The organism is Fundicoccus culcitae, assembly GCF_024661895.1.
In the GTDB taxonomy this organism is placed as follows: Bacteria; Bacillota; Bacilli; order Lactobacillales; family Aerococcaceae; genus Fundicoccus_A; species Fundicoccus_A culcitae.
In genome coordinates, this window is sequence record NZ_CP102453.1 from 1910870 (window position 1) to 1925423 (window position 14554).

Sequence of the window (14554 nt, forward strand, 5' to 3'; positions counted from 1 at the left end):
TTGCTTAATCTTCTAACCCGCGTTCGCGACGGATAACATCAGCAATTTTATTGACATATTGATTCACTTTCTCATCGGTTGATGCTTCAGCCATCACACGTAGTAAAGGCTCTGTCCCACTAGGCCGGACTAAAATGCGACCATCACCATTCATTTCGGCTTCGACTTCTTCAATCACCGCTTTAACGGCTGGAACATCCATCACAGTATGCTTGTCTTTGACACGGATATTCACCAGTTTTTGAGGGAAGATTTGTACTTCACTAGCTAATTCAGATAAAGATTTGCCGGTTTCTTTCATCACATTTAATAATTGGATGGCCGTTAACAAACCATCACCTGTCGTATTATGATTTAATAAAACGATATGACCGGATTGCTCGCCCCCTAAAGTATAACCTCCACGGCGCATTTCTTCGACAACATAACGATCGCCGACTTGAGTCTTTAAAGCCGTCATCCCATTATTTTCAACCGCTTTATGGAATCCAATGTTGCTCATTACAGTTGATACAATGGTATTTTCAGCTAATTGACCTTTTTCTTTTAGGTTTTTACCTATAATATACATAATTTTATCGCCATCGACAATTTGACCTTGTTCATCGCAAGCAATTAAACGATCGCCATCACCATCAAAAGCTAGACCCACCATGGCTTTTTTCTCTAAAACAAAGGCTTGAAGTTTCTCAGGATGCGTCGACCCGACACCATCATTAATATTAATCCCATTGGGTCTGTCACCCATGGTATAGAAATCTGTTTCTAAATCAGCAAATAATTGATTAATAATCGGAGCCGTTGCGCCATTAGCTGCATCAATACAAACAGTAATGCCTTCTAAGTCAGATGGGATGGTCGATTGTAAAAATTGACTATATTTGATTAAACCTTCAGGAAATTCATCCACCACGCCTAAACCTTCTGCGCTTGGGCGAGGCAAATTATCCTCTTTTAATTCTAGTAAAGCTTCAATTTCTAGCTCTTGATCATCGGATAATTTAAATCCATCCGCTCCAAAAAATTTGATACCGTTATCCTCAGCTGGATTGTGCGAAGCGCTAATCATAACACCAGCCACAGCTCCTTGAGTACGTGTTAAATAGGCAACCGCCGGTGTTGAAATCACGCCTAACTGCATCACTTCAATTCCCACCGATAACAAACCCGCTGTTAAAGCATTTTCTAATAAATACCCCGAAATACGGGTATCACGTGCAACTAAAACGCGTGGATGTTCAATATCAGGTGCGTGTTGTTGCAACACATACCCTCCAAATCGACCTAATTTAAACGCTAATTCTGGGGTAAGTTCTTTGTTGGCTACACCTCTTACTCCATCTGTACCAAAATATTTGCCCATTTATTTGTCTCCTAACTTTGATAAATTACTATCCTCTTTAACTTATGAGGGTTCGTCTGATGATACTTGTGATTCATTTGATTCATTAGTAGTTAGATCTTCTGCTTGACTATGACTTTCTTCAACACTTTCATCTGTAGCACTACTATTCTCACTACTATTGACTTGTTGAATAGGTGTAATCCGCTCACCTAATATTTGTTGTATGTCTACTTCAATAGCTACTTCACTTTGACTAATACTTCGGATATTCTCAGGGACATTAATCACCCCAGTGACAATGGCTGTTTCCGTTAAACCCGAAACATCCACCACAACATCTAGAACACCTAATTGATTAACCAAATCGGGTTCAGCTACTATTTCTACTTGGTTAGCGTCAGCAAAGGAATAATTGTAACTAAATGTTTGTAAGTTTTCACCACGCGGACTTATCCTTAAAGGTATATTGACCCTTTGCGGAACAACTTCAATATCAACTTGGATTTCGCCGGTTGATGTATTAACGTCTAATAGATTATCATCTTCATCTAATATTTGTAATCTAAATTGAGCAGAAAAACTTTCTGACATAGGCTCTTCAGAAACGATACGAATGATAGCCTGCTTAACATTTTCAATTTTAGCACTATCTCCTGTTAATTCCACTTCACTCGGATCCATAGTCACATGGGATACTTCATAACCTTCAGCAATCGTTCCATCAACGATTTCATACTCCACAGGCACTGTAATGGTGGCTTTACGCGAAAGTCTTACAATCACTTGAGAAGGCGAAATTTCATAATTAATATCTTCTGGTAACCCAACGGCTAACAAGCGGATGGCACGTGAGCCAGTTGGTAAGTTAGTTAAATCTTCTGTCTCCACGCGGAAGTTATCAATGGATAGCTGACTAATTAAATTACGAGGACCTGTTAGTCGAATAGCCACCGTATCTGGTAACCCACTAATATACAAGTCATCATCATGTTCGCCTAAAAAGACGGGAACATTCGAAATCGTCTCACTAGAGTCAACACTAGCAAATTGTTGATTGCTTGCGCTTTGGAATTGTTGATTATTCCCACTGGTGACAAAGACATAGAGTAATAAAGTAAATAAAAGAGCGACACCTCTCACTACCCAAACATTGTCAAAGGATGGTTTTTTCATTGGTCATCCCCCCTTTGTTTAAAGTTGGTATTTAAATAACTACGTATGTTCTGTATCAACCCTTGATCTCTTAGTACGTCTTCTTCTTCAAAGAGGTATTTATTTAAAAGAGTTTCTAAATCTGCTTGGGATAAATCCCGATGGAATTCACCTTTTTTAACAATACTGATTGCGCCAGTTTCTTCTGAAATAACCAAGGTCATGGCATCTGATACTTCGCTTAAGCCAATGGCTGCGCGGTGTCTGGTCCCTAATTCTTTAGGAATTTGATCGCTCTCCGACAGCGGTAAATAGCCTGCTGCTACGGCAATCCGATAATCTGAAATAATAACGGCGCCATCATGTAGTGGCGTATTAGGAATAAATATATTAATTAAAAGTTGGCTGCTTATTTGTGAATCCAATGAGATTCCCGTTTGAATGTACTCATCCAAGCGGTCTTCACCTTCAATGCTAATCAGTGCTCCGATTTTTCGTTTCGACATGTAATTGGCTGAAACAATCAAATCTTGAATCAAATCTTGGCTTGGGTTATTCGGGGCAGGTCGATTTCTAAATAAGTTGCGTCCTAAAGTCTCTAGCGCTTTACGTAATTCTGGCTGAAAGACAATCATCGTCCCAACAACACCCCAAGAAATAACTTGATCTAAAATCCAATCAATGGTTTGCAGTTGCAAAACGGAACTGACGAATTTTGCAAAGATGATGATGGCTACACCTTTTAGTACATTAATCGCTCGCGTCCCTCTAACATACATCAAAAGCTTATAGATGATGTACCATACAATAGCAATATCAATTAATTGAATTATCGGGCGATTATTTAAAAATTGTGTTAACCAATCCATCAGATTACACCATCCTTTCTGTTCCACTAATTTATTATATCATAATTGACCTCAAGTCTAAAAACGGTAAATGGGTTACTTTTATAAAAAATTTAATGTTCATGGTGATTGCGACTTAACGTAAAGTGATCCGGCACCGGATCAAAGCCGCCTTTAACAAACGGATTACACCGCAAAATACGTGCGACACCCATTGTAAATCCTTTTAGGGCACCATGTCGTTCTAAGGCAGTGACCATATAGGATGAACACGTTGGCGAATACCGACAACTAGGCGGAAAAAATGGTGAAATCGCTTTTTGATAAAATTGAACGATTTTAATTAAAATAAATTTCATTGAGGCTCCTTTTCTAATTAATCAACAAATCGGCGAAAAATTTAATCACATTAGAACTTAAAAAGGTAAACACAAAAAGTGAAAGCGGTCGGTAAAGGGCGACTAGCATAAAGAATTTATTGAACATCATATTAGACATACCAGCAATCATACAAAAGATATCATCAGGAAAAATGGGTAAAACAAAACCTATTTTTAACAATCTGGTGAAGCCTGGTCCATCATTCATTTTACCAATATATTTGTCATACTGTTCATCAGAAATAAAGGCTTTAACAAAACCCTCACCAAAGCGACGGCCTAAGTAGAAGTTAATACTAGAACCAATTAACATCCCGATACAATTATAAATAAAACCCCACCCATGTCCAAAAACTAAATCACCGACAACGTTCGTTAAACCAAATGGAATGATTGGGTAAATAATTTGACTGATTTGAACGGTTATAAAAATAATCGGCGCCCAAATCCCTAAACGAATTAATAAATCACTAAAACCGCCACCCGGTCTAAAATAAGAAGATCTAGCAATATAAATTGAACCGACAATGGTTAGTATAATTCCAAATATTGTTGTCAGTCGTATTATCTGACGCTTTTTTTCTATCGAAATATCCCACATAATAGATCTCCTTAGAGTTTTTTTCCTCAATCATAGCGATATTTTCTTTCTTTGACATGCGACGAAAGTCTCAAACTAAACGAAGCTGTTTTATCTTCTCTTCATTCTATACTATAATAGAATGACTAACAAATAAATAAATAAATTTTTAAACAGAGGAGCAAGCTTATGTATTCTAAAAAAATCCACCAACTTCAAGCAAAAATGCGTGAACATGGGATTAGTAACCAATTAATCAGCGACCCATCTAGTATTAATTATTTTACGGGTTATTTCACACAGCCCGGCGAAAGAATGTTACTTTTAGTTATTCATGCCGAAGGCAATCAGCATCAATTGTATTTGAATCGTCTCTTCCCATCAGCCAATCTATCAGAAATACAAGATCATGTCATTGAAGTTATTGTCTATAATGATGGTGAACCTATCTTAAATCAGGTCGCTGCTTCGCTTGCAGAGGGACCAAGTAGCATTGATAAATATTGGCCAAGTCATTTTCTACTCGATTTATTAGCCATTGATTCTAATATTCAAGCGGTTAATCAATCGCATTTAGTGGATGATTTACGAGCCATTAAATCACCTGAAGAGCAGGCTTTAATGGCACAAGCCTCTCATTATAACGATCAAGCCATGGAACAACTGATCCCCTTAATTGCACAAGGTTTATCTGAGAATGAATTAAAAAATCATTTGGGCGAAATCTATCTTGCATTGAGTGGGAATAGTTTTTCATTCCCACCAATCATCGCATTTGGGGCAAATGGGGCTGACCCACATCATGAAACAGACGATTCTAAACCAACATTAGGCAACTCTGTAGTTATTGATATTGGTAGTAGCTATCAAGGCTATTGCTCTGATATGACGCGGACGGTCTTTTATGGTCAGCCGAGTGCGAAAGCTTTGGAAATTTATGCGGTTGTGAAACAAGCCAACGAAGCTGCGATTGCTGCTATTAAACCTGGGGTCCCATTTAGTCACATCGATGCGATTGCGAGAGATATTATTACGCAGGCTGGCTATGGAGACTATTTTACCCACCGTTTAGGCCACTTTATCGGTCGCGATGTTCATGAAGCGGGTGATGTGAGTGCCTTTAATCATCAATTGATTGAAGAAGGCCATACTTTTTCTATCGAACCAGGTATTTATTTGCCAGGAGAATTAGGTGTTCGTATTGAAGATTTAGTCATCGCAACTGCAGATGGTTGTAAAGTTTTGAATCATGTAACGAAAGAACCGATTATATTAGATGTGCCATAAAGTTTAACTCTATAGCAGGCAAAAAGTGAACTTTCAAAGATAGCGACAAAATCGCTTTAATTGAAAGTTCACCTATTTTAAGCTATTAACGCTTGTCTGATACATTTACCGCGCCTTCAATGAAACTTGTGTGGATACCTTATTTCACTACTTCAACCGCATTGCCATCAAGATAACCCGCATCCTCCAGTTGTTGCCCCAACTGAAATAAAAGATATTCTTGACCAATTTTAGCGGTAAAATGCGCTCCTATCGGCAACTGCCCGGCCTCGGCTTTAATCGGCAAACTAATCGCTGGATGGCCTGTTAAATTTTGCAGTTGCGTAAACGGGGTTAAACTTAAACTGGAACGAAACATTTCTAAAATGAGCTTTTGTTGATCATCGCCATCAAAGGCATCCATATGACTTAAATCCTTTGCCATGGCTGGTGTCACATCTAATTGATGATGTAAAGGAGCAACCCCATTGTTCGTTGGCGTTAACCATAGATCAAACTGATTATCCACAAAGAAAGCTTCCAAATCCACACGTAATTGATCCCATAAACTAAGAATTTTAGAGTAATCTGTCGCTGGCACTTTAATCCCTGAACGATAAATTGCCCAGGTTACTAATTCAACATCATCAAGCGTAATCGGACGTCCCAAAGCCGCTTCAATCGCCTCCATCATCACGACCGTCTCAACACCATTAACCTTATAATATGCTTGAATAGCTTCAATCCCATCGTATTCAAATCCTACAGGAACCACCTCATGCCCCAACTCTTTTAAATACATCGCTGTGCGTTCCACCAAGGTTTCTGCTTGAGGATCCAATGGACTCAGATTGGGTACACGCATAGAGTAGGCAATTCTCAACGGCCGATCTAAAGGAACTAGCTCTGTTTCAGTCATTTTCGGTAAATGAAACGGGCTGGTTAGTTGCATGGTATGAATGGCTTTAAATAACTCAAAGGTATCCCGAACCGATTTACTAACGGCAAAATTAACCGAGGCACCTTGCCAACCCCGGTAATTACCAGGACCCACAGGAATTCTACCTCGCGAGGGTTTCAAACCAACTAAACCCGTAAAACTCGCAGGAATACGAATCGATCCACCTCCGTCACTAGCCGCGGCAATGGGAACCATACCCGCTTTAACAGCTGCAGCTGAACCGCCACTAGACCCTCCTGCATTACGGCTTAAATCATGCGGATTATTCACCGCCCCAAACAATTCTGAATCACTAATATTTTTATAGCCTAATTCCGGTACATTACTACGTCCCACAACAATAAAACCTGCATCTAAGATTGCTTGTACAAAGTTATCGTTGGCTTCTGCTTTAGCCTCTTTCAATAATTTTGAACCACCTGCAGAAATATGTCCCTTATGACTTTGGCCCAAATCCTTCAGTAGAATCGGTACACCAAAGAAGGTCGGTAAACGGTCAATCTGTAAATCTGTCAGCGTTCTAAAATATTGATCATACTGTTTTGCCGTTGCGATAGCTTCCTCAGCATGAACTACCGTAACCGCATTCAAAATAGGGTTAACTTTTTCAATCTGTTTTAAAGCTTTTTCTACTAACGCTTCCGCCGTCACTTGCTTAGTTTTAATTTGCTCTGCATAATATACAGCATCTTGGTCGAACACTTTACACACTCCTTTTAATATTTGCGTCAACCAATTATATGCTTTGGTTGACCAACACGCAACTTTATGTTATTTTCAGTATAACTGAATTGTAAGGAGTAAACCAATGATTGAAGCTCAAATTCTATCCCTTTTATATAACCATCTAAATCAACCCCTATCAGGCCAAATTATTGCTGACCAGTTAGGTATTAGTCGTAACGCTGTCTGGAAAACCATTGAACATTTACGCTTATTGGGTTATAAGATTAGCACGCATCATAAAAAGGGTTATCAATTAGATGACGCGATTGGGACATTACACGATAGTCAATTACAAGCTCTTTTGCATCATCAAATACCTAACATAAAGATAAACATACTTGATGAAGCTACTTCCACTAACGACTTAGCCAAACAAGCCATTAGCCAGAACCGCACAACGCAATTATTTATTACGCAAAAGCAAACACAGGGGCGTGGGCGTTTAGGTAAACATTTTTATTCTGATTTGGATCATGGGCTTTATTTTAGCTTGGCTTTTAAACCTAATCCAAAACATCAAGAATTTATTCCCTTATATACTTTGGCGACAGCTGCTGCCTTGGTTCAAACGCTTGAAACGTATGTCAATGAAGCTATTGGTATCAAATGGGTCAACGACCTTTTTTATCAAGGCAAAAAGATTGCCGGCATTCTTTCTGAGGCATCCACTAATTTAGAAAACGGCGAAGTTGCGTATATTATTATTGGGGTAGGGATTAATTTAGCAGGCAATTTCCAAACGGCTCAAGCAGATGTTCAAAATGTTGCCGGCACTTTATTTGGCGAGCAATTACCAAAAGATTTCAACTACAATCAATTTCTAGCAGACAGCCTCATACGCCTTTATCACTACCATCTACAGCTCGATCAAAAGACCTTTTTACCTTTCTATAATCAACGCTTACTCGGAAGAAACCAAAGGGTCTCTTTTCAAGAAGCTGATCAATCGATGTCAACCGCAATCATTCGATCCATTAATGACTCCGGGCACTTAATTGTTGAACAAAACGGCAAAGAAAGAGCTCTAATTAGTCAGCAAATTTCCTTGTCCAGTCATCAGTTTACGCAAAAAAGGATGTGACACATGAAAACAAAATCCATGAGCCTCATCCCATTACTAACCGTCTTATTGATTATTTGTTCCTGGATAACCATCCCCATTGGTCCAGTTCCCATTACCTTGCAAACCTTTGGTGTCTTTTTAATCGCTTTTATTGCGCCGGCTACGATTGCATTAGGCAGTAGTTTGCTATACTTAATCCTTGGTTTAATTGGCTTTCCTGTCTTCGCTGGGGGTGTAGGCGGACTGGCTACGATTGCTTCACCCACCTTTGGTTTTGCTTTATCCTTTCCAATTGTGATGTATTTTATCGCTCGTTTTACACAAAATCATCGTTTAAAAACTTTTCCGCAATTTTTTTCATTAGGGGTTCTTGCTAGTATATTTATCTATTTGATTGGCATTCCTTACATGATCCTTGCACTACGGATCGTATCATCGATACACATAACGCTAGGCGAAGCTTTAGCCATTGGGATGTTCCCTTTTCTGATGGGTGACACCCTCAAAATCGCTTTTGCAGCTGCCCTCGCTGTCCGTTTGAGACCCATTTTAAACAAGATGTTAACGCGCTAAAAGCGTTAACATCAGTTTTTTATAGGCCAAAAATTGAGGTAAAAAAATCAATTCGTCAAAATCATCTTTATCCAAATCAATCGGTATTTCAGCAACGATTTCACCTGGTTGTCCCTTTAAAATAAATATCTTATCACATAAGATGATTGCTTCATCAACGTCATGCGTGATTAATAAGGTGGAAGCCTTGATATGCTGACGATAATCGATAAACCAATGGTGCATCTGTCTGCGCGTGATAGCATCCAAGGCACTGAATGCTTCATCCAACAACAACCAATCCCGACCAAAAGCTGTTGTACGAATAAAGGCAATCCGCTGACGCATCCCACCACTTAAAGCTTTAGGATAATAATTCGCCCATTGTTCTAATCCAAACTGCTTCAATAGTTGCATGGCCTCTGACTTAGCTTGTTTTGGCGGCTTACCTTGAATAATCATCGGCAGCATCACATTTTCAATAATGGATTTGTGAGCTAGTAACATATCGCGTTGTAGCATATAAGAAACCTTCCCTTGAAGATCTTGACTACCTTCAATCTCAATCCTGCCTTTTTGTAAAGGTAAGATACCTGCAATCAAATTAAACAACGTCGTTTTACCAACACCACTTGTTCCTAAAATACCAACAGTCTGACCTAGGCTAGCTTTTAGAGATATATCTTTTAAGACGGGATACCCTTCATATTGGTAACTAACATTCTCAATGGCTAACAAATTAATCACCTAAATAGTCATTCGTAAAATGGATAGCCTGAGATAGGTCTACGTCAATTAAGTTGTTAGCATACAGCCATTGATAAAAAGCATTCCACCGTTCTTCCTCAATGACCCCCCATTGTTGCGGATTACTCGTGTATTGTTCACTCATCCAAATTTGTGAAGCGATCACCATCTCACGTTGATCAGTTAGTTCTGGTGCGTAAGTCATTAATATTCCTGCAGCTGCTTGAGGGTTTTCGATGGCATACTGATAACCTCGTTTAATGGCTTGAATTACAAGTGCTGCTTCTTCACCATTTTCCGCTAAATAATCATTATTAGCGATGATTACGGGCGAATAGAAATCAAGTTCTTCAGCATAATCTCTAAAATAGAAAAAATTAGTAGGGACTTCCTGGTACTCTGCCATAATACCATCCCAACCATAGTAAACCCACGCCGAATCAAACATATTGTTGGCTAAACCAATAATTGAATTATCAGCTTGATTAGGGACTAATTGAACATCATCAAAATCGACTTCTTCAAAGGCTAAAATGTGCTCCAACATACCTAATTCAATCGTATCATTCCAAGTACCATAAGTGTATCCCACCATTTTACTTGGCTCTGTAATACCTGCATCCTCATTTGATATAATTCCAGACGTATTATGTTCAATAATAGTCGCCACAGCTGTTACGGGTAAGCCAGCAGCTAGCCGGTAGGCTAACGTATCTTGAAAACTAATCCCAAAAGGCGCTTGACCTAAGCCGATTAATTCAGTCGTACTTCCTTGAGGTGGACGTCTTATGGCTACCTCTACACCCGCTTCCTCGAAATAGCCTTGATCAAGGGCTACATATAGTCCTGTATGATTCGTATTAGGCACCCAATCTAAAATAATATCGATGGTTCCCTCTGCATAAACGGTATTAGGCACTGACAACATAAGGAATAGTGATGCGATTAAAAACCATTTACATTTAGTTATTTCACATTTAAACATCTAATTGCCTCCATAAACTTTCTTTTTTATCTCGATATAACCAAGGAATCGATAAACGTTGAATCAAGTTCGTTACCCACATAAAAAACAAACTAATAGCTGAGATGACAACAATAACGCCAAACATACGGTCATAACGAAAAGCATTTTTCATTTGAATCATATAGACACCTAATCCCTCAAAGCCGCCTAACCATTCGGCGACTACTGAACCGACAAAGGCATAGGAAACACTTACTTTTAAACCACTAAAAAAATACGTCATCGAATTAGGTAATTTAACATGATAAAGAATTTGCCAATGGTTGGCGCCCATTAATTTCAAAAGCTGAATGGCTTCTTGATCACTATTAGCAAACCCATTTAAAATTGAAATCACCATTGGAAATACGGTGGTTAAAACAACTAAGACAATTTTAGGTGTCATATCATACCCCAGCCATAAAACTAAAATGGGTGCAATAGCTACTGTCGGTATGGTTTGAGTAATGATTAGCCAAGGATAGATTGCTCGTCGAATCCATTCAAACATATCCATCAATATCGCAAAGACAAAAGCTAAAACAATCCCTATAGTTAAACCTAAAAAGGCTTGTGTTAGTGTAATCCGACTATGAAAAAGTAAATTTTCCCAATCGTCAATTAATGATCGTCCAATCATTGTTGGTGTGGGTATGATAAATCGGGGCAACCACCCAAGTTTCCCCGCTAACTCCCACAACAAAATCAAAGCGACAGCAAAAATTAAGCCAGCATATTGATTAGCGATATTTATTAGTTTTTGCTTCACTACTTAGCATCTGCCCTTCTTTGTGATAACGAATTTTCGTGTTAACAAAAATATTTTCGCCATCTTGACCGGCGACTTCTATCACCCGCGTCAACAAATCCATCAGTTCATGAAAATCTCCTTCAATAGTGGTTTCAAACGGGCTGACCACAACATGATCCGCTTGCTGGCGAATCATATCAATCACCCGTTCGATAGCCGCTAAACTTCGTGCTTGGTCATCATACAAAGGTAAAATCTGTACGGCTAGACTGGCTTTTGGCATAAAAAATAACCTCCCTTTTTTGCACAAAGCGTACGCAAATAAGGCAGGTCAAACAAGCAAAAAAGCTTGATTGATACTATTCCACCCACATCCCTACGTAAGTCCTAACTTAATCAGGTTTAAAGAGTCCGGTTTCCCATCTCAGCCTATTGGCACCCCTTGTGTGTAAATATATCATATCAAATAAGTACAACGATTACAAACCCCAAAGCACTCCAAATGTCTCTTTTTACCCATTATAAGTGTCAACCGTCACATGAGACACTAAAGTGTTAATTTCATCGATATCGGCTAATCCAGTTGAGAAAGCGGTCGCACTTCCTGCGGCTGTTGCATACCCAAGACTGCTGGAATAGTCTTGGGTGTCAACGTAAGCTTTTATAAAGCCTGCAATCATGGCGTCTCCTGCACCAACTGCATTAATTACTTCACCTTTAGGTACTTTACTCATAAGAATCTGACCTTCTTCAGTGACTAAAATCGCACCGTCTGCCCCTCGTGACACTAAGACATTTCTCGCTCCACGTTCCTGGAGTTTCTTGGCATACTGAATAATCTCCTCCACGGTTTTAATGTCAATTTCGAAGATATCACTTAATTCTTTTAAATTCGGTTTGATTAGAAAAGGGTGGTAAGCCAAACATTCAATTAAGTAGGGTTTATTAATATCTAGAACTAAATGTGTTTCATTGTGTAAACACAAAGTTGCTAATTTATGAAAGAATTCACTATCGATTCCCGGAGCGACATCCCCAGCTATAAATACGGTATCGTCACGGGTTACATGACCACTTAAGTATTCAATCAGCTCTTGAACGGCTTCAGGGGGAATTTCAGGTCCTTTAGTATTTAAATCGGTGATTTCTTCCGCTTGAATCGTGACATTTACACGAGTTAAATCATCAATTGAAATAAAGAGGGTTTCAATGCCTTCTTTATTCAACGTTTCGATAATATAATCTCCTGTGAAACCTCCCAAAAAGCCTGTTGCAATATTGCGTTGGCCCATCCGATTCAATATCCGCGAAATATTAATACCTTTGCCGCCGGTTAAATATTCCTCTTGATCAATACGATTCAATTGTCCTAATTGAATCGATGAACTTTCCAGAACTAAATCAATCGCTGGATTCAGTGTTATGGTGTAAATCATGGTTATACTCCTTTTTAACTTATACATGGGTAATTGCCCTCAGATATTCAACGGTTCTTCAAATTCTACTGACTCACATCTAAATATTCACTAAAGGCATCATAGCTAGGTTGGTAATTAACTAATTGACGCGCTGTTTCTAAATCTAATCGGGGTATGGCGTGGTTAGAAATACCATTAATAACAATTGCAGGTTCCTGTATTTGAGCCGTTAGGCAACAATCAATTAAATGATTGAAATCCTTATAATCAAGAATTTCAGCCAGTTGACTTACTTGATGCTTCCATTCGATCGTTTCGTCTTCACCTACATAATTAGCAATGCGAATACCTATCGATTCTATTTGAAAATGATAGGCATAGTAGTTGGCCAAATGTTCCATATATAATTTCGATATCCCATAATAACTAGTCGGTCTAGGTGTATCATCCACTTTTATTTGTCTATCTAATGGATAATTGGCTGCTGCATGAATAGAGCTTGCATAAATAATACGTTTCACGTGCGGTGCCGTCGTAACATTCTCAAATAAGTAATGAGGAATATAAAAATTAGGTTGAACTAATTCGTCAAATGTTGCTTGCGGACTTGGATTGCCCGCCAAATGAATGATATAATCAACCCCTTCAAATAAATTCCCCCATGATTCTGCTTGATCTAAATTCAATACTTTGATTTCAACGTTGTTATACAAGTCGGTGTCTGTCACATCAAATGCTTTATCAACAGCGATTAGTTTATAACTTGTTTTTAAGTGTTTAACTAAAGCTCGACCAATGGTTCCATTGGCCCCAGTTATTAAAATCGTTTGCATCTCTATCTATCCAATCAACTATTATATTTTTTACTTATAAATAACATTATATGATACCTAGGTACAAACCTCTAGAAAAACACCTTTACTTCCCTTGATATTTTGACGGGGCGATCCCATAATGCTTTTTAAATTGTTTAGAAAAATGGTAGACATCCTGATAACCCACATCCATCGCAATGTCTTTAATCGAGCTGTTTTCAATGGTTAACCGTTCGGCAGCATTCGCCAAACGAATACTAATCAAATAATTGATCACACTCATTGAGGTCTTTTCTTTAAAAATCCTTGATAAATAAGTCGGACTGACTAAAAGCTCACGTGCAATAAGTTCTAAAGTAAGTTCAGATTGATAATTTTTTTTCATATAATCAATAGCATGTTCGACCAAAGTCAGTTGCCGTTGTTCCGTTTTCGTTAAATTACTCGCTGTAGCTTGATTATTTTCGGTTATTTGTCGTGCTAATAGAATCATTAATTCCATCGTTAATGCCTTTAAATACAATTGATAATCCGCTTTTTGTTCATTAAACTCACGAATAATGCTCCAAGCACGATCATAAATCTGTTGATAATATGTCGTTAAATTAATTATCACTTGTTGATTAGGCATATGATTGCGTTGTTGAAGATTAATCAAAAAGTTATTGATGCCAATGTGCAGTTGGTGCGATTGTGTTCCAGCTTTTTGTTTCTCAGCATGTTGCTGTCCAGGATTAAATAATAAAGCCATCCCAGGATAAATTGTTTGTTCTCGCCCTTCAATGAGATATTCCGCTTCCCCTTCTAAAATCAAACTAATCTCAAAAAAATCATGATGATGTAACCCATTATGATTACCTTCATCATTCCAGGCATCAAAGGCATACAATATATCTAAATTAAACGTCTGACTATTGAAATAATTCATCCAGTCACCTCCAAAA

The 14554-nt window shown here is 38.4% G+C and carries 16 protein-coding genes and 1 riboswitch; of the genes, 3 read left to right on the forward strand and 13 right to left on the reverse strand.

The genetic code is table 11. The features are described 5' to 3' along the window. Nucleotides 1–4: 4 nt before the first annotated feature. From glmM to NRE15_RS08655, 5 genes are all read right to left on the reverse strand, one after another. Nucleotides 5–1363 carry a phosphoglucosamine mutase gene (gene glmM / locus NRE15_RS08635; RefSeq protein WP_313792485.1) on the reverse strand — a complete coding sequence of 453 codons (1359 nt, stop codon included), beginning with the start codon at nucleotides 1361–1363 and terminating at the stop codon, nucleotides 5–7. Between the two features lie 42 nt (nucleotides 1364–1405). Further along, a complete protein-coding gene (locus NRE15_RS08640; protein WP_313792486.1) occupies nucleotides 1406–2518 on the reverse strand; it encodes a CdaR family protein in 1113 nt (370 codons plus the stop codon). Further along, nucleotides 2515–3366 (reverse strand): diadenylate cyclase CdaA, encoded by an 852-nt coding sequence (gene cdaA, locus NRE15_RS08645; protein WP_313792487.1) that lies wholly within the window; start codon nucleotides 3364–3366, stop codon nucleotides 2515–2517. The genes NRE15_RS08640 and cdaA overlap by 4 nt, the downstream gene beginning before the upstream one ends. 92 nt (nucleotides 3367–3458) lie before the next feature. After that, nucleotides 3459–3704, reverse strand: coding sequence for a membrane protein insertion efficiency factor YidD (gene yidD / locus NRE15_RS08650; RefSeq protein ID WP_313792488.1), 246 nt, complete (start codon nucleotides 3702–3704; stop codon nucleotides 3459–3461). Nucleotides 3705–3717: 13 nt separating this feature from the next. Beyond that, on the reverse strand, nucleotides 3718–4326 hold the full coding sequence (locus NRE15_RS08655) for a TVP38/TMEM64 family protein (protein WP_313792489.1): 609 nt from the start codon (nucleotides 4324–4326) through the stop codon (nucleotides 3718–3720). 168 nt (nucleotides 4327–4494) lie between these two features. Between NRE15_RS08655 and NRE15_RS08660 the strand changes: the two genes are divergently transcribed. Then, nucleotides 4495–5592 (forward strand): M24 family metallopeptidase, encoded by a 1098-nt coding sequence (locus tag NRE15_RS08660; RefSeq protein WP_313792490.1) that lies wholly within the window; start codon nucleotides 4495–4497, stop codon nucleotides 5590–5592. A 139-nt stretch (nucleotides 5593–5731) separates the two neighbouring features. Here NRE15_RS08660 and NRE15_RS08665 read toward each other — a convergent pair whose 3' ends face one another. Beyond that, complete coding sequence (locus NRE15_RS08665) at nucleotides 5732–7234, reverse strand: amidase (RefSeq protein ID WP_313792491.1); 1503 nt, start codon at nucleotides 7232–7234, stop codon at nucleotides 5732–5734. 106 nt (nucleotides 7235–7340) lie between these two features. Between NRE15_RS08665 and NRE15_RS08670 the strand changes: the two genes are divergently transcribed. Both NRE15_RS08670 and NRE15_RS08675 read left to right on the forward strand, forming a co-directional pair. After that, nucleotides 7341–8339 (forward strand): biotin--[acetyl-CoA-carboxylase] ligase, encoded by a 999-nt coding sequence (locus NRE15_RS08670; protein ID WP_313792492.1) that lies wholly within the window; start codon nucleotides 7341–7343, stop codon nucleotides 8337–8339. Between the two features lie 3 nt (nucleotides 8340–8342). Beyond that, a complete protein-coding gene (locus NRE15_RS08675; protein ID WP_313792493.1) occupies nucleotides 8343–8894 on the forward strand; it encodes a biotin transporter BioY in 552 nt (183 codons plus the stop codon). Here NRE15_RS08675 and NRE15_RS08680 read toward each other — a convergent pair. The 7 genes from NRE15_RS08680 to NRE15_RS08710 all read right to left on the reverse strand — a co-directional run bounded on the left by NRE15_RS08680 (nucleotide 8883) and on the right by NRE15_RS08710 (nucleotide 14538). Further along, complete coding sequence (locus tag NRE15_RS08680; RefSeq protein WP_390887198.1) at nucleotides 8883–9617, reverse strand: ABC transporter ATP-binding protein; 735 nt, start codon at nucleotides 9615–9617, stop codon at nucleotides 8883–8885. The genes NRE15_RS08675 and NRE15_RS08680 overlap by 12 nt on opposite strands. Continuing rightward, nucleotides 9613–10605 (reverse strand): ABC transporter substrate-binding protein, encoded by a 993-nt coding sequence (locus NRE15_RS08685; protein ID WP_313792495.1) that lies wholly within the window; start codon nucleotides 10603–10605, stop codon nucleotides 9613–9615. The genes NRE15_RS08680 and NRE15_RS08685 overlap by 5 nt, the downstream gene beginning before the upstream one ends. Further along, on the reverse strand, nucleotides 10598–11395 hold the full coding sequence (locus tag NRE15_RS08690; RefSeq protein WP_313792496.1) for an ABC transporter permease: 798 nt from the start codon (nucleotides 11393–11395) through the stop codon (nucleotides 10598–10600). The genes NRE15_RS08685 and NRE15_RS08690 overlap by 8 nt, the downstream gene beginning before the upstream one ends. Continuing rightward, on the reverse strand, nucleotides 11367–11660 hold the full coding sequence (locus tag NRE15_RS08695; protein WP_313792497.1) for a thiamine-binding protein: 294 nt from the start codon (nucleotides 11658–11660) through the stop codon (nucleotides 11367–11369). The genes NRE15_RS08690 and NRE15_RS08695 overlap by 29 nt, the downstream gene beginning before the upstream one ends. Nucleotides 11661–11733: 73 nt before the next feature. Further along, nucleotides 11734–11830, reverse strand: a riboswitch (TPP riboswitch). 59 nt (nucleotides 11831–11889) lie between these two features. Then, the gene (pfkB, locus tag NRE15_RS08700) at nucleotides 11890–12813 is read right to left on the reverse strand and encodes a 1-phosphofructokinase (protein WP_313792498.1); all 924 of its coding nucleotides are present in this window, start codon (nucleotides 12811–12813) and stop codon (nucleotides 11890–11892) included. A gap of 65 nt (nucleotides 12814–12878) precedes the next feature. After that, nucleotides 12879–13628, reverse strand: coding sequence for an NAD-dependent epimerase/dehydratase family protein (locus NRE15_RS08705; RefSeq protein WP_313792499.1), 750 nt, complete (start codon nucleotides 13626–13628; stop codon nucleotides 12879–12881). Nucleotides 13629–13713: 85 nt separating this feature from the next. After that, entirely contained in the window at nucleotides 13714–14538 is an 825-nt protein-coding gene (locus NRE15_RS08710; RefSeq protein WP_313792500.1) for an AraC family transcriptional regulator, read from the reverse strand. Between the last annotated feature and the right edge of the window lie 16 nt (nucleotides 14539–14554).

Excerpts from the sequence above, each read along its gene's own strand:
- glmM (WP_313792485.1), bottom strand. The coding sequence starts at position 1,363 with ATGGGCAAATATTTTGGTACAGATGGAGTAAGAGGTGTAGCCAACAAA.
- NRE15_RS08640 (WP_313792486.1), bottom strand. The coding sequence starts at position 2,518 with ATGAAAAAACCATCCTTTGACAATGTTTGGGTAGTGAGAGGTGTCGCT.
- cdaA (WP_313792487.1), bottom strand. The coding sequence starts at position 3,366 with ATGGATTGGTTAACACAATTTTTAAATAATCGCCCGATAATTCAATTA.
- yidD (WP_313792488.1), bottom strand. The coding sequence starts at position 3,704 with ATGAAATTTATTTTAATTAAAATCGTTCAATTTTATCAAAAAGCGATT.
- NRE15_RS08655 (WP_313792489.1), bottom strand. The coding sequence starts at position 4,326 with ATGTGGGATATTTCGATAGAAAAAAAGCGTCAGATAATACGACTGACA.
- NRE15_RS08660 (WP_313792490.1), top strand. The coding sequence starts at position 4,495 with ATGTATTCTAAAAAAATCCACCAACTTCAAGCAAAAATGCGTGAACAT.
- NRE15_RS08670 (WP_313792492.1), top strand. The coding sequence starts at position 7,341 with ATGATTGAAGCTCAAATTCTATCCCTTTTATATAACCATCTAAATCAA.
- NRE15_RS08675 (WP_313792493.1), top strand. The coding sequence starts at position 8,343 with ATGAAAACAAAATCCATGAGCCTCATCCCATTACTAACCGTCTTATTG.
- NRE15_RS08685 (WP_313792495.1), bottom strand. The coding sequence starts at position 10,605 with ATGTTTAAATGTGAAATAACTAAATGTAAATGGTTTTTAATCGCATCA.
- NRE15_RS08695 (WP_313792497.1), bottom strand. The coding sequence starts at position 11,660 with ATGCCAAAAGCCAGTCTAGCCGTACAGATTTTACCTTTGTATGATGAC.
- pfkB (WP_313792498.1), bottom strand. The coding sequence starts at position 12,813 with ATGATTTACACCATAACACTGAATCCAGCGATTGATTTAGTTCTGGAA.
- NRE15_RS08705 (WP_313792499.1), bottom strand. The coding sequence starts at position 13,628 with ATGCAAACGATTTTAATAACTGGGGCCAATGGAACCATTGGTCGAGCT.
- NRE15_RS08710 (WP_313792500.1), bottom strand. The coding sequence starts at position 14,538 with ATGAATTATTTCAATAGTCAGACGTTTAATTTAGATATATTGTATGCC.